15 protein-coding genes are annotated in these 20,470 nt (G+C 73.4%); 5 read left to right on the top strand and 10 right to left on the bottom strand.

Features of this window, described 5'->3' with window-relative positions; all coding sequences use genetic code 11:
- Nucleotides 1-13: 13 nt before the first annotated feature.
- From BLR33_RS08940 to BLR33_RS08925, 4 genes are all read right to left on the bottom strand, one after another.
- Complete coding sequence (locus BLR33_RS08940) at nucleotides 14-868, bottom strand: ABC transporter permease (protein ID WP_093783731.1); 855 nt, start codon at nucleotides 866-868, stop codon at nucleotides 14-16.
- Entirely contained in the window at nucleotides 865-1,866 is a 1,002-nt protein-coding gene (locus BLR33_RS08935) for an ATP-binding cassette domain-containing protein (RefSeq protein WP_093783730.1), read from the bottom strand. Before BLR33_RS08935 ends, BLR33_RS08940 begins: the two co-directional genes overlap by 4 nt.
- A gap of 293 nt (nucleotides 1,867-2,159) precedes the next feature.
- Nucleotides 2,160-2,657, bottom strand: a complete 498-nt coding sequence (greA, locus tag BLR33_RS08930) for a transcription elongation factor GreA (protein WP_093783729.1) — start codon at nucleotides 2,655-2,657, stop codon at nucleotides 2,160-2,162.
- 278 nt (nucleotides 2,658-2,935) lie between these two features.
- Nucleotides 2,936-3,358, bottom strand: a complete 423-nt coding sequence (locus BLR33_RS08925; protein ID WP_093783728.1) for a DUF4307 domain-containing protein — start codon at nucleotides 3,356-3,358, stop codon at nucleotides 2,936-2,938.
- A gap of 141 nt (nucleotides 3,359-3,499) precedes the next feature.
- On the opposite strand from BLR33_RS08925, the gene mca reads away from it, so the two are divergent.
- Both mca and BLR33_RS08915 read left to right on the top strand, forming a co-directional pair.
- Complete coding sequence (gene mca / locus BLR33_RS08920; protein ID WP_093783727.1) at nucleotides 3,500-4,366, top strand: mycothiol conjugate amidase Mca; 867 nt, start codon at nucleotides 3,500-3,502, stop codon at nucleotides 4,364-4,366.
- A gap of 44 nt (nucleotides 4,367-4,410) precedes the next feature.
- Nucleotides 4,411-4,641 (top strand): hypothetical protein, encoded by a 231-nt coding sequence (locus BLR33_RS08915; protein ID WP_093783726.1) that lies wholly within the window; start codon nucleotides 4,411-4,413, stop codon nucleotides 4,639-4,641.
- 50 nt (nucleotides 4,642-4,691) lie between these two features.
- Here BLR33_RS08915 and BLR33_RS08910 read toward each other — a convergent pair whose 3' ends face one another.
- The gene (locus BLR33_RS08910; protein WP_245771271.1) at nucleotides 4,692-7,895 is read right to left on the bottom strand and encodes a tetratricopeptide repeat protein; all 3,204 of its coding nucleotides are present in this window, start codon (nucleotides 7,893-7,895) and stop codon (nucleotides 4,692-4,694) included.
- A 798-nt stretch (nucleotides 7,896-8,693) separates the two neighbouring features.
- Nucleotides 8,694-10,721 (bottom strand): thioredoxin domain-containing protein, encoded by a 2,028-nt coding sequence (locus BLR33_RS08905; protein ID WP_093783725.1) that lies wholly within the window; start codon nucleotides 10,719-10,721, stop codon nucleotides 8,694-8,696.
- A gap of 184 nt (nucleotides 10,722-10,905) precedes the next feature.
- Here BLR33_RS08905 and BLR33_RS08900 point away from each other — a divergent pair, with 184 nt between their 5' ends.
- Nucleotides 10,906-11,472: a Uma2 family endonuclease gene (locus BLR33_RS08900; protein WP_093783724.1), complete on the top strand. Its 567-nt coding sequence runs from the start codon at nucleotides 10,906-10,908 to the stop codon at nucleotides 11,470-11,472.
- Nucleotides 11,473-11,550: 78 nt separating this feature from the next.
- On the opposite strand, the gene BLR33_RS08895 is transcribed toward BLR33_RS08900, so the two are convergent.
- Both BLR33_RS08895 and trhA read right to left on the bottom strand, forming a co-directional pair.
- The gene (locus tag BLR33_RS08895; protein ID WP_093783723.1) at nucleotides 11,551-12,189 is read right to left on the bottom strand and encodes an MFS transporter; all 639 of its coding nucleotides are present in this window, start codon (nucleotides 12,187-12,189) and stop codon (nucleotides 11,551-11,553) included.
- Nucleotides 12,190-12,391: 202 nt separating this feature from the next.
- The gene (trhA, locus tag BLR33_RS08890) at nucleotides 12,392-13,090 is read right to left on the bottom strand and encodes a PAQR family membrane homeostasis protein TrhA (RefSeq protein ID WP_093783722.1); all 699 of its coding nucleotides are present in this window, start codon (nucleotides 13,088-13,090) and stop codon (nucleotides 12,392-12,394) included.
- A 256-nt stretch (nucleotides 13,091-13,346) separates the two neighbouring features.
- On the opposite strand from trhA, the gene BLR33_RS08885 reads away from it, so the two are divergent.
- Complete coding sequence (locus BLR33_RS08885) at nucleotides 13,347-15,167, top strand: phosphoenolpyruvate carboxykinase (GTP) (protein WP_093783721.1); 1,821 nt, start codon at nucleotides 13,347-13,349, stop codon at nucleotides 15,165-15,167.
- A gap of 86 nt (nucleotides 15,168-15,253) precedes the next feature.
- On the opposite strand, the gene BLR33_RS08880 is transcribed toward BLR33_RS08885, so the two are convergent.
- Entirely contained in the window at nucleotides 15,254-16,465 is a 1,212-nt protein-coding gene (locus tag BLR33_RS08880) for a pyridoxal phosphate-dependent aminotransferase (protein ID WP_093783720.1), read from the bottom strand.
- A gap of 145 nt (nucleotides 16,466-16,610) precedes the next feature.
- Here BLR33_RS08880 and BLR33_RS35990 point away from each other — a divergent pair, with 145 nt between their 5' ends.
- Nucleotides 16,611-18,794 (top strand): KAP family P-loop NTPase fold protein, encoded by a 2,184-nt coding sequence (locus tag BLR33_RS35990; protein WP_265737021.1) that lies wholly within the window; start codon nucleotides 16,611-16,613, stop codon nucleotides 18,792-18,794.
- Here the strand turns inward: BLR33_RS35990 and BLR33_RS08870 are convergent.
- The gene (locus BLR33_RS08870) at nucleotides 18,718-20,346 is read right to left on the bottom strand and encodes an N-acyl-D-amino-acid deacylase family protein (protein WP_093783719.1); all 1,629 of its coding nucleotides are present in this window, start codon (nucleotides 20,344-20,346) and stop codon (nucleotides 18,718-18,720) included. The genes BLR33_RS35990 and BLR33_RS08870 overlap by 77 nt on opposite strands.
- Nucleotides 20,347-20,470 lie beyond the last annotated feature (124 nt).

The raw sequence follows: 20,470 nt of genomic DNA, 5'->3' as shown, positions 1-20,470 counted from the left end.
CGCCGTGGCGCGGTCAGGCCGTCGCCGAGCGGTACTTGCGGACGGCGAGCGTGCGGAAGACGGCGATGATCACCACCGACCAGATCAGCGACGCCCACACCGGGTGCACCATCGGCCAGGCGTCGGAGGGCACCACACCGGGGTTGCCGAACAGCTTGCGGCACGCCTGCACGGTGGCGCTGAAGGGGTTCCACTCCGCGACGTGCCGCAGCCAGGGCGTCATGCCCTCCGGCGAGACGAACGCGTTGGAGACGAAGGTCACCGGGAACAGCCAGATCAGGCCGCCGGAGGTGGCCGCCTCCGGGGTGCGCACCGACAGGCCGATCAGCGCACCGATCCAGGAGAAGGCGTAGCCGAGCAGGAGCAGCAGCCCGAAGGCGGCGAACATCTTCGGCACGCCGTGGTGGATGCGCCAGCCGACCAGGACGCCGACCACGGCGAGCACCACCACGGTCATCGCGGTCTGCACCAGGTCGGCCAGGGTGCGGCCGGTGAGCACCGCGCCGCGGGACATCGGCAGCGAGCGGAACCGGTCGATCAGGCCCTTGTGCATGTCATCGGCGATGCCGGCGCCGGCGCCCGCGGTGGCGAAGGTGACGGTCTGCGCGAAAATGCCGGCCATCAGGAACTCGCGGTAGTCCGAGGCGCTGAAGGAGCCGCCGATGTTCACCGAGCCGCCGAAGACGTAGCTGAAGAGCACCACGAACATGATCGGCTGGAACAGGCCGAAGATGACGACCTCGGGGATGCGCATCATCCGCAGCAGGTTGCGCTTGGCGACGACCAGCGAGTCGTGCGCGGAGCCGAGCAGGCCGCCGCGCGCGGTCGGCGCGAGGGTGGGGCGGGGGGTGCCGGTGACGGCGCTCACTTGGCTGCCTCCTGTACGGCGGGCTCGGCGTCCTCGGGACCGGTGGACTCGGCGGTGGCTTCGGCGGCGTGGCCGGTGAGCGAGATGAACACGTCGTCCAGGGTGGGGCGGCGCAGGCCGATGTCGTCGATCTCGATGCCCTGGGCGTCCAGGTCGCGGATCACCTCGGCGAGCAGCTTGGCGCCGCCGCTGACCGGGACGGTGATCCGCCGGGTGTGCCGCTCGACGGAGGCATCCCCCTCGCCGTGCCGGGCGAGCACCTCGGACGCCTCGGCGATCCGCTGCGGGTCGTGCACGACGACCTCGACGCGCTCGCCGCCGGTCTGCGCCTTCAGCTCGTCGGAGGTGCCGCGGGCGATGACCAGGCCGTGGTCGATGACGCAGATGTCGTGCGCCAGGTGGTCGGCCTCCTCCAGGTACTGGGTGGTGAGCAGCAAGGTGGTGCCGCCGGCGACCAGTTCCTGGATCACCTCCCACAGTTGCTGGCGGTTGCGCGGGTCGAGGCCGGTGGTCGGCTCGTCCATGAACATCACCGGCGGGCTCACCACCAGCGCCGCGGCCAGGTCGAGCCGGCGGCGCATGCCGCCGGAGTAGGTCTTGGAGACGCGGTTGGCGGCGTCGGCGAGGTTGAAGCGCTCCAGCAGCTCCTCGGCCCGCCGCCGGGCGCTCTTGGCGTCCAGCTGGTACAGCCGGCCGACCATCTCCAGGTTCTCCCGGCCGGTGAGGTACTCGTCGACCGCGGCGAACTGGCCGGACAGGCCGATGTGCCGCCGCACCTCGTTGGGGTGCTTGAGCACGTCGATCCCCGCGACCGTGCATGTGCCGCTGTCGGGGCGCAGCAGCGTGGTCAGCACCCGCACGGCGGTGGTCTTCCCCGCGCCGTTGGGGCCGAGCAGGCCGAGCACGGTGCCCTCCGGCACGTCGAGGTCCACACCCCCCAGTGCCCTGACATCGCCGAAGGTCTTCACCAGACCCTCGGCATGGATAGCACCCGGCATGTCTTTGGCTCCCGTTGTCGTCGTCTCGAACGTTCCCGGCCGGCCGCTCGGCGCGGCTCGTGCCTCTTCGACCGGCCCCGCGGCCGGAACTCATCGCTCCGCGGGTGCCGGGGTTGCGCACCCGTGCTGCCACGGGTACGCGTCCTCGCGATGGGACGCGAGCATGGCAGACGCGATATATCGCGTCAACTCCTTTTCTGGTACCGGTTGCGGGCTTCGGCGAAAGCGCAGGTCAGAGGGAAAACGGAAGGGCCCCGTCCAAGCGGACGGGGCCCTTCGAGGCGTGTTTCGGCTCAGCCCGTGTAGGGCTTGACGTCGAGGATCCGCACCGAGGCGGTCTTGCCGTTCGGCAGCTCGTAGGTGGCGTCCTCGCCGGTCCGCTTGCCGGTGACGCCCTTGCCGAGCGGGGACTGCGGCGAGTACGTGTCGATCTCGCCGCCGACGCCCTCGCGGGAGCCGAGCAGGAAGGTCATCGTGTCGTCCGGGTCGCCGTCGAAGGCGATGGTGACGACCATGCCGGGGGCGACCACGCCGTCGTCGGCGGGCGCCTCGCCCACCTTCGCGGTCTCCAGGATCTGGGTGAGCTGGCGGATGCGCAGCTCGAGCTTGCCCTGGTCCTCGCGCGCCGCGTGGTACCCGGCGTTCTCCTTGAGATCGCCTTCCTGGCGGGCTTCCTCGATCTTGGCGACGATCTCGGCGCGCGCCGGACCAGACAGTTGCTCCAGCTCGGCCTTGAGCTGGTCGTACGCCGCCTGGGTGAGCCAGGTGACGTTGTCGCTGGTCTGGGTCACAGGTGCTCCTCGTCGGTACATGTGGTGCCGTGTGCCTGTCCTGCGGGCCTTCCGCGGACGGTACGCTCCCCGCGCTCCGGTACGGATTCCATTGCCAAGGGCACAGGGGGCGAAACCACGAGCCTAACAATTGCGCGGCCGCTGTGTCGCGAGTGCGGCTCCCCGCCGCGAGGGTTCCTGTCCCGTCGCCGGCAACCGCACCGATGCGGGCACCGGCGGGTGGTCCCGATGCCGGCCGAAGAGGGCTGGGCGGGGGACACCCCGCCACCGACGTGCGCTCAGTGGGCCTTGGAGCAGCCCACGAGTTCCCCCGTCGTGCCACGGGCGGTCGTGCGGAGGGTGATCACCGTGTCGATGTGGGAGCCGGTCTGCGTGATACGGACGGTCTTACGGCCGACCTCGTCGTGGTCCGCGTCCTCGGAGCGCACCGTGCACACCGCGTCGGTGTGCTTGCCCTTGTCGACCTCGAGGTGGATCTCCAGCGACTGGTCCGACACGGCCTGGAAGGCGACGACCTGCGCGCTGATCCTGCTCGCGTCCAGCGCCCGCCACCCGAAGAACACCACGGCGATCGCGGTCAGCGAGCCCAGTACGATGGCGGCGGCCCGCAGCTTGCGGTCCGCCCGGGCGTCTGCGGCGGCCCCGCCCCCGTAGCGGCCCTCGGGCACGGACGGCGCCGGACCCGGCTGCACGGCCGTCATGATCGTTCCTTCCGGTCGGAAACCGCGGAATGAAAGCCCCTCGTCTCCCGTCACTATAGGAGGCGACCCCACCGGCCGTGGGAGGGGGTCGAGACCGCCGTGAAGACCGGCATGGACCCGGTAGAGCCAAAGGGATCAGCCTTGACAGAGAAGCTTCGACTGATGGCCGTTCACGCCCATCCCGACGACGAGTCGAGCAAGGGCGCGGCCACCATGGCCCGGTACGTGGCCGAGGGGGTGGACGTCCTGGTCGCCACGTGCACCGGCGGGGAGCGCGGCTCCGTGCTCAACCCCAAGCTCCAGGGCGACCCGTACATCGAGGAGCACATCCACGAGGTGCGCCGCAAGGAGATGGACGAGGCGCGGGAGATCCTGGGCGTGCGCCAGGCCTGGCTCGGCTTCGTCGACTCCGGCCTGCCCGAGGGCGACCCGCTGCCGCCGCTGCCCGAGGGCTGCTTCGGCCTGCAGGACGTGGACACCGCCGCGGGCGCCCTGGTGCGCCTGGTACGCGAGTTCCGCCCGCACGTCATCACCACGTACGACGAGAACGGGGGCTACCCGCACCCCGACCACATCATGACGCACAAGATCTCGATGGTGGCGTTCGAGGCCGCGGGGGACCCCGAACGCTACCCCGAGGCCGGCGAGCCGTGGACGCCGCTGAAGCTCTACTACAACCAGGGCTTCAACCGGGAGCGGACCGTCGCCCTGCACGAGGCGCTGCTCGCCCGCGGCCTGGAGTCCCCGTACGGCGACTGGCTCAAGCGGTGGGACGAGTCCGACCGGCCCGAGCGGCAGATCACCACCCGGGTGCCGTGCGCGGACTACTTCGAGATCCGGGACAAGGCGCTGCTCGCGCACGCCACCCAGATCGACCCCGACGGCGGCTGGTTCCGGGTGCCGATGGACCTGCAGCGCGAGGTCTGGCCGACCGAGGACTACGAGCTGGCGCAGTCCCGGGTGGACGTCTCCCTGCCCGAGGACGACCTGTTCGCGGGCGTGCGCTGAGCCCGGCCGGGGGCGGCCGTAGATCGCCGGGGGGCTGAGCGACAATGGAGGGCGTGACTGACACGTACGCCCTCCACCAGCTCGTCCCGCTCGCCAAGGAGCTGGACGAGAACAAGGTGACGCCGGGGCTCCTCGGGTTCGTGGTCTTCGCCGTCCTCGCGGTCGGCGTCTGGTTCCTCATGAAGAGCATGAACAAGCACATGAAGCAGGTCGACTTCGAGGAGGAGCCGGCGCCACCGGCGGAGGCCGGGAAGGCGCCCGCGCCCCGCCGCTGAGCCGCCCCCACCGTCCCCGTCCGCCTCCGGAACGGCCCTGCGTCCGCGCGTCAGACCGCGGGGACGGACATCGTCATGCGGGCGCCGCGGGCCGGGGTCATGCCCAGCCGCCAGGCCTCCCAGGGGGAGCCGGGGACGATCGAGCCCCGGTCCAGCAGCAGGGCGTACGCCTCGGCGTACTCGGCGAGGTCCGGGTCCCGCGCGGGGTGGGGCGCGGCCAGCAGCGCCGCGAGTTCGGCGCTCGCGCGGGCCGCGCCGTCGGGCGTCGCCGGGTCGGGCGCGAGCAGCGGCAGCACCGTCGCCCGCAGGAAGACCGCCCAGTCGCGGCCGCGCAGGTCGCCGAGCCCGTCGAAGAGGTCGTACGCCTGGTCCAGCAGGGTGAGCGCTTCGAGCAGCCGCCCGTTGCCCGCGTCGATCACCGCCAGCTCCACGCACGACCACGCCTCGCCGTGGTCCACCCCGATCCGCCGGAAGTCCTGCCGCGCGTCCTGGAGCAGCTGGCGGGCGAAGCCGCTGTTGCGCAGATTGCCGGTGCGCTGCGCCCGCTGGTCGCGGGTGACCCGCGCCGAGTGGTGCCGGGCGCAGGCCAGCCCGTAGACGTCCCGCATCCGGGAGAACATGCTGCGCGCCCGCTCCAGGGTGCGCAGCGCCGCGTCCGTCCCGCCGCTCTCCTCCAGCGCGTGCCCGAGGTAGTACAGCGTCCACGCCTCGCCGCGGGCGTCCTCGGTGGCCCGGTGCCGCTGCACCGCCTCGTCCAACTCCCGTGCCGCCTCCCGTGCTTCGCCGCGCAGCAGCCGGGCGCGGGCCTGCTGGGTGAGGGTCCAGGCGGTGCCGCGCGGGTCGCGGGCCAGCGCGTACGCCTGCCCGGCCGCCCGCAGTTCGGCCTCCCCCTCCTCCACCATGCCCAACTGCAGGTACGCCTGGCCGAGTTGCAGGTGCGCCCAGCCCTGGCCCTGCACGCTCTCGTTCTCCCGGTGCAGCGCCAGGGACTCGCGCAGCAGCGGCAGCGCCTGGCCGATCCGGCCGGCGTCGCGCAGCACCGCGCCCAGCGCGTGCATCGTCCACGCCCGGTCCTCCTCCAGGCCGGGCGCTGACTGGATCTCCAGCGCCTCGCGCAGCCTGGCCTCCGCCTCACGCAGGTTGCCCTGCTGGTGCAGGGTGATGCCCAGGCTGTTGAGGGTGCGGGCGGCGCCCGAGGGGTGCTGCGCCTCGAAGTACAGGTCCACCACCGCGCTCAGGGTGGACTTCGAGCGGTCCAGCTCGCCCAGCTGCCGGGCCGCGATGCCGGTGCGCCACTGCACCGAGCGGACCAGCACCGAGCGGTCCTCGTCGCCGGAGCGGTCGCCCTGCTGGGCCTGCGCCATCTCGCTGATCTCGCCCAGCCGGTAGAGGTCCCCGCGCAGCAGGCAGTAGTCGCACAGCGCGCCCAACAGGGCTTGAACGGCGGCCGGTTCGACGCCCTGGGTGTCGCGCAGCGCCGCGGTGATGAAGCTGGACTCCTCGTCCAGCCAGCGCAGCGCCGACTCCAGCGAGGAGAAGCCGTGCTGGCCGAAGCGGCCGGCCCGGGTGGAGGTCTTCCCCTCCACCAGGCGGATCACGGTGTTGGCGAGGTCGGCGTAGGAGCGGATGAGCCGCTCGTGCGCCGCCGCCCGCTCGACCGGGTCCTCCTCGTCCAGCAGCCGCTCGGCGGCGAAGGCGCGCACCAGGTCGTGCGGGCGGTAGCGGCTGCCGCGGACGTGCTCGAGCAGGCCGGCGTCGGCGAGTTCGGCCAGCCGGCGGCCCGCCTCCTGCTCGTCGGTGGCCATCAGGGCGGCCGCCGCGGCCGCGCCGAAACTGGCCCGCCCGGCGAGGGCGAGGCGGCGCAGCAGCCGCCGGCCGGGCTCCGGCTGGTCGTGGTAGCGCAGCGCCAGCACCCGGTCCACGGCGTCGCGCGGCCCGAACACCTCGATGTCGTCGGCGAGTGCGGTGGCGCCGCCGTGCAGCGCCAGCCCCGAGGCGCAGATCCGCAGCGCGATCGGCAGCCCGTCGCACAACTCCCGCAGCCGCTCGGCCTCTTCGGGCCGCGGCGTGTCGGTGCCCGCCGCGTCCGCGATCTCGCCCAGCAGCTCGAAGGTGTCGTCCAGGTCCAACGGCCCCACCGGCAGGGCGTGCACGACGGCGTTCGGCAACCGCAGGTCGAAAGGCTCGCGGGCGGTGACCAGCACCAGGCTCTCGGAGCGCTCGGGCACCAGCGGGCGCACCTGCTCGGCGTCGGTCGCGTCGTCCAGGACGATCACCACCGGCACGCCGGTCAGGTGCTGCTGGTACTGCTCGGCCAGCCGGCGCAGGTGCTGCTCCTGGTTCTGCCGCTCCCGGAACAGCAGTTGGTCGCGCGGGGCGCCCAGCCGGTTGAGCAGGTGCAGCAGCGCGTCGCGCACCGGCAGCGGCGCGGGTCCCGCGCCGCGCAGGTCCACCACGCACGCGCCGCGGAACTGGTCCTTCAACTGCCGTGCCGCGCGCACCGCCAGGGTGCTGCGGCCACTGCCCGCCGGGCCGTGCAGCAGCACCACGGTCGGGCGGACCGCCGTGGACACCCGGGCCTGGTGCACCCATTGGGCGATCTGCGCGAGGTGGCCGCGGCGTCCGGCGAACGGTCCCTGGCTCTCCGGCAGTTGGGTGAAGGACTGCTCCAGCAGGGCGCGGGTGCGGGCGGCCGCGCTGCGGTCGCCGACAGAGCGGCGCGGCGGCGGGACCGGGGCCTTCGCCGCTTCCTTCACCGGCTGGGGGTGCTTCGCCGGCGGCTGCGGCGGGCGTTCGGCGGCCGTCGCCTCGGCCACGAACGGCCGGATGCCGCGCTGCTCCACCGCGGCCAGCCACGCCGCTCTCGCCCGTACCGCGGCCTCCGAGTCCGGGGCCCTGCGGCCGCGGCCGCGCAGCGCCGCGGCGCCGAAGGTGGCGGCGCCCGTCGCCGCGCCCGTCACCACCGCGGCGCCCGCGGACAGGCCGTGCCCGAAGTCCACGCCGAGCGAGACCGCGGCGGCGACCACCGCGGCCACGGCGGGTACGCCCGAGGCAGGCGCCCCCGCCTGCCGGGCCGCCCGGTACGCCTCGTGCTCCGCCTCCGCCGGGCCGGCCAGCGCGTCCAGCCGCCGCCGTCCCCGGTCCATCAGGGCCCGGGCCGCGTCCCCGCCGGTGCTCTCGGCGACCACGCGCCGCAGCACACGCTCCACCTCGACGCGGTCGTCCCCTCGCAACGCCCTTCGTGTGTCCGCCACTTCCCCTCCCGCCGCCGCACCCCGCTCCCACCCCCGAGGACACCCTCCGGGTCCTATGGGGTTCCCGCCCACACGTCCCCCCAACCCCTCACGGCGTTCCGCCTGCGCGGTACGGGGTTCCGCCTGCGCGGTACGAGGGCGGCATCCCACCGCCGGGGTTCCCGTCTCGTTGCCGACAGCCGCGCTGTTGTTGTTACGGTGCGGCTGCCCGCCGCGGGGGTTCCTGTCTCGTCCCCGCCTGCGGCCCGGTGCCTGGCTTGTCGCGCAGTTCCTCCGCCAGAGCTTCGCCTGGGAGGTACCCCCAGCGCCCCTTTCGGGGTCGCGTCTGCCCCCACCTGGCCGTTCCCGGCCGCGGGCCGGTGGCCGGTTGCTCGCGCAGTTCCCCGCGCCCCCAAGAACGGCAACCCGTCTGCCCCAGGGGGTCCGATCCCGTCGCAAGGCCGGTGGCCAGTTCCCGCGCAGTTCCCCGCGCCCCTTTCGGGTACGCGTTTGCCCGGACCTCGCCGTTGCCGGCTGCGGCCCGGTCCTGGGCTGGTCGCGTAGTTCCTCCTCCAGAGCTTCGCCTGGGAGGTACCCCCAGCGCGCCCTTGGGCGGTATCGGCTCGCTTTGCGCGCAAAGGGCAAGCTGTAATAGGGGCGCGGGGAACTGCGCGACCAGCCACGATGGCGCGGTACTCGGACCCATGGAGGAACCCCGGCGGCGGGGAGCCGCATCCGCACCGCCTGGCGGTAGTCGGCACCGTGGAGGAACCCCGGCGGCGGGGAGCCGCACCCGCACCGCCCCGGCGGAACGCCGCCTCAGTGGAGCGCGGAGCGCAAGGCGCGGGGGTCGGAGGTGGGGGCGTCGCAGACGAAGCGGCGGCAGACGTAGGCCGCGGCGCGGCCCCCGCGGGTGGGACGGTCGAGCAGGAGCGGGAACTCCGTGGAGCCCTCCTCGCCGAGCGCGACCACCGCGCCCGGCGCGGAGCCGAGCAGCGCCGTGCGGTGCAGCTCGTCGGTGAGCGCGTCCCCCGTCGGCCCGACGATCGCGACCTCGCGCGGCCCGTCGAGCGCCGCCTCGGCGACCGCGAGCCCCCAGCCGGCGAACCGCGGCGCCCGTTCGGCGAGCGTGCCGACCACGCCGAGCGCCCGCTCGGCCGCGGCCCGGTGCCGCTCGGACCCGGTGTGCGCGGAGTAGCTGAGCAGCGCGCCCGCCGCGGCGTTCCAGCCGGAGGGCGTCGCGTTGTCGGTGGGGTCCTGGGGCCGGCGGATCAGCGTCTCGGCGTCGTCCGCGGTGTCGTAGAGCGAGCCGTCGGCGCCGGTGAAGTGCCGCAGCACGGACTCCAGGAGCAGCCCGGCGAAGTCGAGCCAGACGCCCTCGCCGGTGACGGAGGCGAGCGCGAGGAAGCCCTCGGCGACGTCCCCGTAGTCCTCCAGGACGCCGGCGTGGACGCCCGCGGTGCCGTCGCGCGAGGTGCGCAGCAGCCGGCCGCGGTCGTCCAGGTGCTCGCGCACCAGCAGGTCGGCGGCGTCGACCGCGGCCTGCACCAGGTCGGGCCGGTCGAAGTAGGCGCCGGTCTCGGCGAGTGCGGCGATGGCGAGCCCGTTCCAGGCGGCGACCACCTTGTCGTCGCGCCCCGGGCGCGGCCGCCGGGCGCGGGCGGCGAGCAGCCGCTCGCGGACGGAGGCGACCCGGTCGGCGTCCACCACCCCGTTGCCCTGCGGGAGTTGCAGCACCGAGGCACCCTTCTCGAAGGTGCCCTCGTCGCTCACGCCGAAGTACGCGGCGGCGAACTCCCCGTCGGCCTCGCCGAGTTCGGCGGCCAGTTGGCCGGGCGTCCAGACGTAGAAGGCGCCTTCGACGCTGTGCCCGCTGCCGTCGTCGCTGTCGGCGTCCAGCGCGGAGGCGAACCCGCCCTCGGGCGTGGACAGTTCGCCGACGACGAAGTCCGCGGTCTCCAGGGCGACCCGGCGGGCCAGGTCGGAGCCGGTGGCCCGCCACAGGTGGGCGTACACCCGCATCAGCAGCGCGTTGTCGTAGAGCATCTTCTCGAAGTGCGGGACCGTCCAGGTGCGGTCGACGCTGTAGCGGGCGAAACCGCCGGCGAGCTGGTCGTAGATGCCGCCGCGGGCCATCGCCTCGCACGTGTCGCGGACCATCTGCAGCGCGCCCTCGGCGCCGGTGCGCGCGTGGTGGCGCAGCAGGAACTCCAGCGCCATGGACGGCGGGAACTTCGGGGCGCCGCCGAATCCGCCGTGCCGGGCGTCGTAGTCGCGGGTCAACCCCAGGAGAGCGGCGCCCAGTTCGCGCTCGCCCACCGCGCGGTCGGTGGTGCCGCCCAACGCGCCGGAGCGCTCGGAGAGTTCGCGCACGATGCGCGCGGCGACGTCGGCGACCTCCTCACGGCGGTCCCGCCAGGCGGCGACGACACCCTGCAGCACGTCCATGAACCCGGGCAGCCCCTGCCGGCCGGTGGGCGGGAAGTAGGTCCCGAAGTAGAAGGGCTCGGCCTCGGGCGTGAGGAAGACGGTCATGGGCCAGCCGCCCTGCCCGGTGGCCGCCTGCACCGCCTCCATGTAGACGGCGTCGACATCGGGCCGCTCCTCGCGGTCCACCTTCACGGCGACGAAGTGCTCGTTGAGGTACGTGGCCGTCGTCTCGTCCTCGAAGGACTCGTGCGCCATCACATGGCACCAGTGGCAACTGCTGTACCCGACGCTGAGCAGCACGGGCACCCCGCGCTTGCGCGCCTCGGCGAACGCCTCTTCGCCCCAGGGCCACCAGTCCACCGGATTGTCCGCGTGCTGCAGCAGATAAGGGGAGGTCGCACCAGCCAACCGGTTCATACGGCCCAGCCTCTCACAATGCCCGCCCCGGCCGGTGAGCCCGCGCGCCCACCACCCCACCCGGCCCAACCACCCCGCGTTCCCCGGGCCGCTTCCTCCCGACGGCACCGACCCCAGAGCCTCGGGACAGTAGGCTGAACCGAGCAGCGCCGGCCGCGCGGAAGCCCTTCGAAGGAGGTACACCGTGACCGCCGAGATGCTGGCGCCCGCGTGGATGCGTACGCAGATCAGCGCGGAGCAGTACGACTCCTGGTCCGAGGATCAGTGCGCGGGTATCGAGATCGTGGACGGGATGGCCGTCGTGCGTCCGAGCCGGTCCAAGCGGCACAACCGCTTGGCCAGGGTCCTGGCCAACGCGCTGGACGCCGCCGTGGGCCCGGAGTGGAACGCGGACACGGACTTCGACGTCCGGCTGCAGGACGTTCCGCTCACCAACCGCCGCCCTGACGTCGCCGTCTACCGTGCGGAGACCATCGACTTCACGCCGACCCGCCCCGAGCACGTGCTCCTGGTCGTCGAGGTCGTGTCGCCCGGCTCGGAGACCACCGACCGGATCGTGAAGGTGGACCAGTACGCCAAGGCCGGTATCCCCTTCTACTGGCGGATCGAACAGGCCGCGACCGGTGTGCCGATCGTCTGCACATACGTCCTCGACCCGGCCACCAAGGCCTACCGGGAGGGCGAGATGTTCATCGGCGTGATCAAAGCCGCCGCCCCCTTCCCCGTCACCGTGGACCTGGGCACCATCTGACAGCTCCCGTGACAGCTCCGGCATCCGTGCCGGCGCCCGGCCGCTGCCCTCCCCTGCGGTCGGGTGCCGTCCGGCCCTTCAGCGGGGGGAGGCCGCCGTGGGCGGCCTGAGCCGGCAGCCCGGCCGTGTCCAGCCGGTCCCGGTAGCCGGCAGCGACCGCGCTGCCGAGCAGCGCGACCACGATCGCCGAGCCGGTCTGCCGCAGCGTCTGCAGCAGGCCGGATCCGCTGCCGGCCCGGTCCCTGGGCAGGGCGCCCAGCGCGCTGTGTCCATCGCCGGCATCAGCGCCGTCCCGAAGCCGAAGCCGGCCACCGTCTGCCACAGCGCGCAGGCCCCGTACCCGTCGCCGCCGCCGGTGCCCGCGCCGAGGAAGGCCGCCCCGGCCAGGACGAGCAGCCCGGCGGCGACCACCGGACGCGGCCCGAGCCGCCGGGCCGGCACCCCGCTGATCCGGGCGGCGACCGCCAGGCCGCCCAACGTCGGCAGCAGCCGCACCCCGGTGCCCAGGGCGCCGTTGCCGAGGACCGTCTGCACGTAAGAGGGCAGGACGAAGAGCGGGCCGGTGAGGACGAAGGTGACCAGCGAGGCGGCCACCGCGTTCCCCAGGAAGCCGGGGCGGGACAGCAGCGACAGGTCCAGCATCGGCCGCCGCACCCCGCGATCGCGCAGCACCAGCCCCGTGATCAGGGCGGCCGCGCAGGCCGGGGCGAGCAGCACCAGCGGCCAGCCTTCGGCCAGCGACGGTCAGCGGCCACCGACTGCGACGGGTCGCCTGGGCGCCGGGCACGGCAAGAGCCCGCACCGCACCGCAAGGCCCCGCACCCCCAGTGCACCGCAAGGCCCGCACCCGCAGCGGCACGGCAAAGGCCCCGCACTCCGGGACGGGAGTGCGGGGCTTTCGGGGACGAGTGTCGAAGCCCTACCTGTGGGTGTACGCCACCAGCGAGATCCCCACGTAATGGATGATGAACGCGGCCAGCGTGAACGAGTGGAACACCTCGTGGAAGCCGAACCAGCGGGGCGAGGGGTTCGGCTTCTTGAAGCCGTAGACCGCGGCCCCCGTGCTGTAGAGGATGCCGCCGACGATCACGCACACCATGACGGCGACGCCGCCGGTGCGCATGAAGTCGGGCAGGAAGAATATGGCCACCCAGCCCAGCGCGATGTAGCAGGGCGTGTAGAGCCAGCGGGGCGCGCCGACCCAGAACACCCGGAAGGCGATGCCCGCCAGCGCGCCCGCCCACACCAGCCACAGCAGCAGCTCCGATGTGCCTCCCGGCAGCAGCAGGATCGTCAGCGGTGTGTAGGTGCCGGCGATGATCAGGAAGATGTTCGCGTGGTCAAGCCTGCGCAAAATTCCTGCGCCGCGCGGGCCCCAGTTGCCCCGGTGGTAGAGCGCGCTGACGCCGAAGAGGGCACACGCGGTCACCGTGAAGACGGCGCACGCGACCCGTCCGCGGGTGCTCTGCGCCATGGCGGTCAGCACCACCCCCGCTATCAGCACAGCGGGGAACATGCCTGCGTGCAACCACCCTCTGAGCTTGGGTTTCAGCGACTTCGGCAGGTCGACGGAATCGACGGCGGAGGGCACGTCGTCAGGTTCGTCCACGACTGTCATGCCGCAATGCTATCTACGTCACCGTAAGTTACCCATAAGTAGGAAGCTGACAGGGTGAGTGGCCCTGCTCACTTCGGGTGGTCTGGACAGAATCATTTGAAGGGGACCACACTCATATGAGTGCGATCGGTACCGGATGAGCGCCCGTCAGTCTCGCGCAGCCTCGCGCACGCGTCCGGACCGCAGCCCCCAAGGGGCCGAACAACACCCTCAACCCCACGCCGGTTCTGTGCGGACCCGGCGGAACGGAGCGATCGTGGCGCGCGGCATTACGGCTCCCACCAACCACGCAGAACTGATCCGCTGGGTCGGCGAGATCGCCGAACTCACCCGGCCCGACGAGGTCGTCTGGTGCGACGGCTCCGAGGAGGAGTACCGCCGGCTGGCCGGCGAACTCGTCGCCAAGGGCACCTTCACCCGGCTCGATCCGACCCTGCGCCCCAATTCCTACCTCGCCGTCTCCGACCCCACCGACGTGGCCAGGGTCGAGGACCGCACCTTCATCTGCTCGGCCCGCGAGGCCGACGCCGGGCCCACCAACAACTGGATGGCGCCCGACGAGATGCGCGAGGTCTTCACCGGCCGCGGCGGTGAGGGCGGCCTCTTCCGCGGCGCGATGCGCGGCCGGACGATGTACGTGGTGCCCTTCTGCATGGGCCCGCTCGGCTCCGAACTGTCCGCGATGGGCGTGGAGATCACCGACTCCGCCTACGTCGCCGTCTCGATGCGCACCATGACCCGCATGGGCAGCGCCGTACTGGACGCCCTGGGCACCGACGCCCCCTTCGTCAAGGCCGTGCACTCCGTGGGCGCCCCCCTCGCGCCCGGCCAGGCCGACGTGCCGTGGCCGTGCAACGCCACCAAGTACATCTCGCACTTCCCCGAGGACCGCGAGATCTGGTCCTACGGCTCCGGCTACGGCGGCAACGCGCTGCTCGGCAAGAAGTGCTACGCGCTGCGGATCGCCTCGGTGATGGGCCGCGACGAGGGCTGGCTCGCCGAGCACATGCTCATCCTCAAGCTCACCCCGCCGCAGGGCACCCCCCGCTACGTCGCCGCGGCCTTCCCCTCCGCCTGCGGCAAGACCAACCTCGCCATGCTGGAGCCCACCGTCTCCGGCTGGACGGTGGAGACCATCGGCGACGACATCGCCTGGATGCGCTTCGGCGAGGACGGCCGGCTGTACGCCATCAACCCCGAGGCCGGCTTCTTCGGCGTCGCCCCCGGCACCGGCGAGCACACCAACGCCAACGCGATGAAGACGATGTACGGCAACGCCGTCTTCACCAATGTCGCCCGCACCGACGACGGCGACGTGTGGTGGGAGGGCATGACCGAGGAGCCGCCGGCCCACCTCGTCGACTGGCGCGGCCAGGACTGGACCCCGGACAGCGGCACACCGGCCGCCCACCCCAACGCCCGCTTCACCGTGCCGGCCGCGCAGTGCCCGATCATCGCGCCCGAGTGGGAGGACCCGCGCGGCGTGCCGATCTCGGCGATCCTGTTCGGCGGCCGCCGCGCCTCGGCGGTCCCGCTGGTCACCGAGTCCTTCGACTGGCAGCACGGCGTCTTCCTCGGCGCGAACGTCGCCAGCGAGAAGACGGCCGCCGCCGAGGGCAAGGTCGGCGAACTGCGCCGCGACCCGTTCGCGATGCTCCCCTTCTGCGGCTACAACATGGGCGACTACTTCGCCCACTGGCTGCGGATGGGCAAGGAGCACGACGCCTCGAAACTGCCGCGGATCTACTACGTCAACTGGTTCCGCAAGGACGCCGCCGGGCGGTTCGTGTGGCCGGGCTTCGGCGAGAACAGCCGGGTGCTGAAGTGGATCGTGCAGCGCCTGAACGGCGAGGCCGAGGGCGTGCGCAGCCCCATCGGTGTCCTGCCGGCCGAGGGCGCCCTGGACCTCGACGGGCTGGACCTCAGCGCCGAGGACCGCGAGCTGCTGCTGACCGTGGACCCGGCCGTCTGGCGCCAGGAGGCCGCGCTGATCCCGCCGCACCTGGAGACCTTCGGCGACCACACCCCGCCCGAGCTGTGGCAGGAGTACGAGTCCCTGGTCGCGCGCCTGGGCTGAGCCCGGACGCCCGACAGGGCCGCAGCGCGACGACCGGCTCCGGGCGGTGCCGCCGCCCCGTGCCGGTCGCCCGCGCCGGCGGGGCGCTACGGCTGCGAGTAGCCGTCCAGGAAGCGCCCGATGCGCTGGATCGCGCTGCGCAGGTCCTCCGCCCGCGGCAGCGTCACGATCCGGAAGTGGTCTGGCTCGGGCCAGTTGAACCCGGTGCCGTGCACGATCATGATCTTCTCGGCGCGCAGCAGGTCCAGCACCATCTGCCGGTCGTCCTTGATCTTGTAGACCTGCGGGTCGAGCCGCGGGAAGGCGTACAGCGCGCCCTTCGGCTTGACGCAGGTGACGCCCGGGATGTCGAGCAGCGCCTCGTAGGCGGCGTCGCGCTGGGCGCGCAGCCGGCCGCCGGGCAGCACCAGCGAGGTGATCGACTGGTGGCCGCCGAGCGCGGTGGCGATCGCGTGCTGGGCCGGCATGTTGGCGCACAGCCGCATGTTCGCCAGGATCGTCAGGCCCTCGATGTAGTTGGCCGCGTGCTGCTTGGGGCCGCACACCGCCATCCAGCCGCTGCGGTAGCCCGCCACCCGGTACGCCTTGGAGAGCCCGTTGAAGGTGAGGGTGAGCAGGTCGGGGGCGATGGCGGAGGTGGGAGTGTGGGTGGCGTCGTCGTAGAGGATCTTGTCGTAGATCTCGTCGGAGCAGACGATCAGGTTGTGCCGGCGGGCGATGTCGGTCAGGCCGCGCAGCATCTCGTCGTCGTACAGGGCGCCGGTGGGGTTGTTGGGGTTGATGATCACCAGGGCCTTGGTGCGGTCGGTGACCTTGCGCTCGATGTCGGCGAGGTCCGGCATCCAGTCGGACTGCTCGTCGCACCGGTAGTGCACCGCGGTGCCGCCGGCCAGCGAGACCGAGGCCGTCCACAGCGGGTAGTCGGGGGCCGGGACGAGCACCTCGTCGCCGTCGTCGAGCAGCGCCTGCATGGACATCTGGATCAGCTCGGAGACGCCGTTGCCGAGGTAGATGTCCTCGACGTCGAGCGGGATGCCCTTGGTCTGGTAGTGCTGCATGACGGCGCGGCGGGCCGACAGCAGGCCCTTCGCGTCGCCGTAGCCGTGCGCGTCGCCGAGGGTGCGCAGCATGTCCTCGAGGATCTCCGGCGGGCACTCGAAGCCGAAGGGCGCCGGGTTGCCGGTGTTGAGCTTGAGGATGCGGTGCCCGGCCGCCTCCAGCCGCATCGCCTCCTCAAGAACCGGACCCCGGATCTCGTAGCAGACGTTGGCGAGTTTCGTGGACTGGATCACCTGCATGCCGGTCACCTTAACGACAGGTTTCGGCGGCCGCGCGGTGTTTTCCACCACGTGGACGGCGCGGACGGCGCGGGCACACGGTCGCGGCCGGGCCGCTACGGGCGGGCGGGGTTTCGCGGGCGGCGGGTTCTGGGAGACTGCGGGCATGGCGTCTCCACCGTCGCGGACCGGGCTGTCCGCCCCGGCCGCGGCCCCCTACGACGGCGCCGCCGGTTACGCGCGCGGGGCGCTGCTGGGCGACGAGCCCGTCTCCCGGCGCGAGGCGGACCTGCTGGGCGCGTGGACGGCCGCCGAGCAGCTGGCCACCCTGCTGGTCGACTCGCGCGCCTCCACCCCCTTCACCCTCGCGGTGGACGCCGGCTGGGGCATGGGCAAGAGCAGCCTGATGCGGATGGTCGACGCGCGCTTACGCCAGCACGGCGAGGTGCACACCGTCTGGTACAACGCGTGGAGCTCCACCGGCACCGACGCCCTGGAGGGGCTGATCAAGTCGGTGCTCGGCCAGTTCGACCGCAACGTGCTGCGGCGGGCGCTGCGCCGGGCCCGCGAGGGTGGCGCCCTGGTGCGCGCCGCCCAGCTGCTGAGCCTGCTGGTGGCCGGGCCGCTGGGGGCCGGCCGCCTGGTGGACGAGCTGTGGCGCAGCCTGTCGGTGGACGCCACCGCCCGCAACGGCATGCGCGACGCGCTGCGCCGGCTCGTCGACGAGTGGACGCGGAACGTGCCGTCCGGCACCCCGGACCGGATGCTCGTCGTCTTCATCGACGACCTCGACCGCTGCTCGCAGCCCACCGTGCTCGCCCTGTGCGAGGCGCTGAAGGTCTACCTGGACGTGCCCGGGCTCGCCTTCGTCATCGGCTGCGACAAGGCCGCGATCAGCCCCGACGGCCTGCTGCGCAACCTCGACCCGGCCGGCGCCGCCTTCATGGAGAAGATCTTCCAGACCAGCTACCGCATCCCGGCCGCGGGCAGTGCCGAGATCCACGGCTACGTGCGCTGGTGCGCCGCCCAGGCGGGCCTGGACCACCTGCTCGACGAGCGGCTGGTGCAGCTGCTCGCCGAGCGCGCCGCCCGCAACCCGCGCCGGGTCAAGCGCCTGGTCAACGGCCTGCTGCTGGAGGCCCGGCTGAACCCGATCTGGGCCGACATCCGGCTGGAGGCGGTGATCGGCACCCTGCTGGTGCAGTACCTCTACTCCGACTTCTACCGGCTGATGACCACCCCGGGCGGCTCCCGGCCCGGCACCGACGTCGTGCACGAGTTCCTCGGCTACCTCGACGTGCGCGGCAGGCTGCGCGGCACCGGGCCCTGGACCGAGCAGACCACCCGCGAGGTCGAGCGCTTCCTGAGCCCCTACGCCGTCCCGGTGCCCGACGTGCAGGGCCGCCCGGACGCCCTGGCCAACCTGGAGGGCCAGCTCCCCGAGGTGTTCCCGCAGCTCGCCGACGACCCCTCCTTCGTGGCGCTGCTCGGCGAGCTGATGGGCCTGTCCGAGATCGCCACGGTGCTGCGCCGGCTGCGCTACGGCATGGACGGCCCGGCGGCCGGCGGCTCGCCCTGGACCGGGGGAACGCAAGCGCAGGTGACGGGGCCACCGGATTACCCCACCGGCTACCCCACTGGCTATCCCGCCGGCTACGCCGCCGGCCCGGCGCTGCCCGGGCCGCGCGGGGCCGCGCCCGCCGGCACCGCGGGCGGCCGCCCGCAGACGGTGGCCTCCGGGCTCGACGACCTCGACGGCCCTGACGGGCGCGACGCGCGCGACCCCGGCCCGTACCCGCTCTATCCGCCACCCGGCGGCCTGCCGCAGCCGGGCGGCCCGCGGGCCGGGGGGAGCACGGTCCAGGCCCCGACCGTGGTACTCGCCGGCTTCACCGGCGCCGCCGCGGGACAGCTCGACTTCGCGCTCCAGCAGGCGGGCCTCGCGGTGGACTTCGCGTTCAACGACGTGGTGTGGCAGGCCGCGCTGCGGCGCGGCCCGCAGGCGGTGCTCTGCCACACCGGGGCGTTCACCGAGCGCGACCACGGCTTCGAGCTGGTCCGGGCCGCGCGGGCGGCCGGCTACAACGGCCCGGTCGTCTTCTACACCCCGCGGTTGACCCCCAACGAGCGGCGCGCGGCCGAGGAGCTGGCGGCCGCGGCGATCACCGACGACACGGAGTCGGCGGTGGCCGCCGTGGTCGCCGCCGTCGGCCCGGTGACCCCGGCCGCGGCCGCCGGGCCGCGCCCGTACGGCGACTCGGACGGTGCCGGGTTCAGCGCCGGTCCCCGGTCCGGTTCGACCGGTGGGCAGGGGTCCGGGCCGCGGCCGGACGGGCCGGTGCCCTCCTGACCGAGCGCCCCGCCAGCACCCCGGTGCGCCGGCCGTCCCGGACCGCGAAGCGGCCGTCCACCAGCACGTGCGGGATGCCCACCGGCAGCGCGCGGGGCCGCTCGAAGGTGGCGCCGGAGGCCACCGTGTCCGGGTCGAAGAGCACCAGGTCGGCCCGGTGGCCCTCGCGGACCAGGCCGCGGTCGGGCAGCCGCAGCCGGGCCGCGGGCCGCCCGCTCAGGTGCGCCACGCACTCCTCCAGCCCGAGCACCCCCAACTCCCGTACGTAGCGCCCCAGGTACTCGGGGAAGGTGCCGTACGCGCGCGGGTGCGGCTTCGCGCCGTGCAGGATGCCGTCGGAGCCGCCGGTGTGGGCGCGGTGCCGCATGATCGCCGCCACGTTCGCCTCGTCGCCCACGTGCTGCAGCACGGTGGTGCCCAGCCGGTCGGCGAGCAGCAGCGCACGGGCGGTGGCCCAGCTGTCGAGCCGGGTGCCGACGCGGCCGGCCAGCGCCGGGTCGCCCACCCCGGAGATCTCGATCGTGGACCAGTCCATGGGCACGCCGTGGCTGCCGTCGGAGCCCTCGACCTCCATGGCGTGCCGGATCGCCTCGGCCGTCGTCTCCTCGCGCAGCCGCTCCAGCGTCGCCGCCGGGCCGCCCTCGGCGGCCCAACTGGGCAGCAGCGCGGCCAGGGTGGTGCAGCCGGGGGTGTAGGGGTAGCTGTCGAGGGTGATGTCGGCGCCGTCGTCCAGGGCGCGGTCCAGCAGTGCCAGCAGGTCGCCGGCCCGGCCCCGGTTGACGTCGAAGTTCATCGTGGCGTGCGCCAGGTGCAGCGCGCAGCCGGCCGTGCGGGCGAGCGCGACCATCCCCTCGTAGGCGGCGAGCGCGCCCTTGCCGTAGGAGCGGTGGTGCGGGCAGTAGTAGCCGTCGTAGGCGGCCACCACCCGGCACAGCTCGGTGAGTTCGCCGTCGGAGGCGTACATGCCCGGGGTGTAGGTCAGGCCGGACGACATGCCGACGGCGCCCTCGGCCAGGCCGCGGGCCACCAGCTCCTTCATCCGCTCCAGCTCGCGCTCGGTCGGCGGCCGGTCGGCCCAGCCCATCACCACGGCCCGCACGGTGCCCTGCGGCACCAGGTAGGCGGCGTTGACGGCCACGCCCTCGTCCAGCCGGTCCAGGTACTCGCCGACCCCGCGCCAGGTGAAGTCGGCGTCCTCGCCGGGGCCGTTCCAGCCGGCGATCTGCTCGCGCAGCGGCGGCAGGACGGCGTCGTCCACCGGGGCGTAGGAGAGCCCGTCCTGGCCCAGCACCTCCAGCGTGACGCCCTGGGCGACTTTGGCCTCGTGGGAGGCGTCGGTGAGCAGGGCGAGGTCGCTGTGGGCGTGCATGTCGACGAAGCCGGGGGCCAGCACCAGCCCGTCGGCGTCCAGCACCTGGGCGGCGGACGGCCGGCGGCCGCCGCCTTCCGGAACGATCCGCGCGATCCGCCCGCCGTCGATCGCCACGTCGGCGGTGAACGCGGGCGCGCCGCTGCCGTCCACCACCCGGGCCCCGCGCAACACCAGCTCCATGAGCAGCCATCTTCCCCCACCGCCAGGAAAGGTACGTACCAATCCTGGCGGCGGGCCGTTTCTCTCGGGTCTCTCAGGTCTCTCGGGTCTGTCGGGTCTCGCGGGTCCGTTCGGTCCTCCGCGC

The organism is Actinacidiphila guanduensis (genome assembly GCF_900103985.1).
Lineage (GTDB): Bacteria > Actinomycetota > Actinomycetes > Streptomycetales > Streptomycetaceae > Actinacidiphila > Actinacidiphila guanduensis.
Note: the sequence above shows the minus strand (reverse complement) of the source record. Positions and strands in the feature narration are given on the sequence as shown.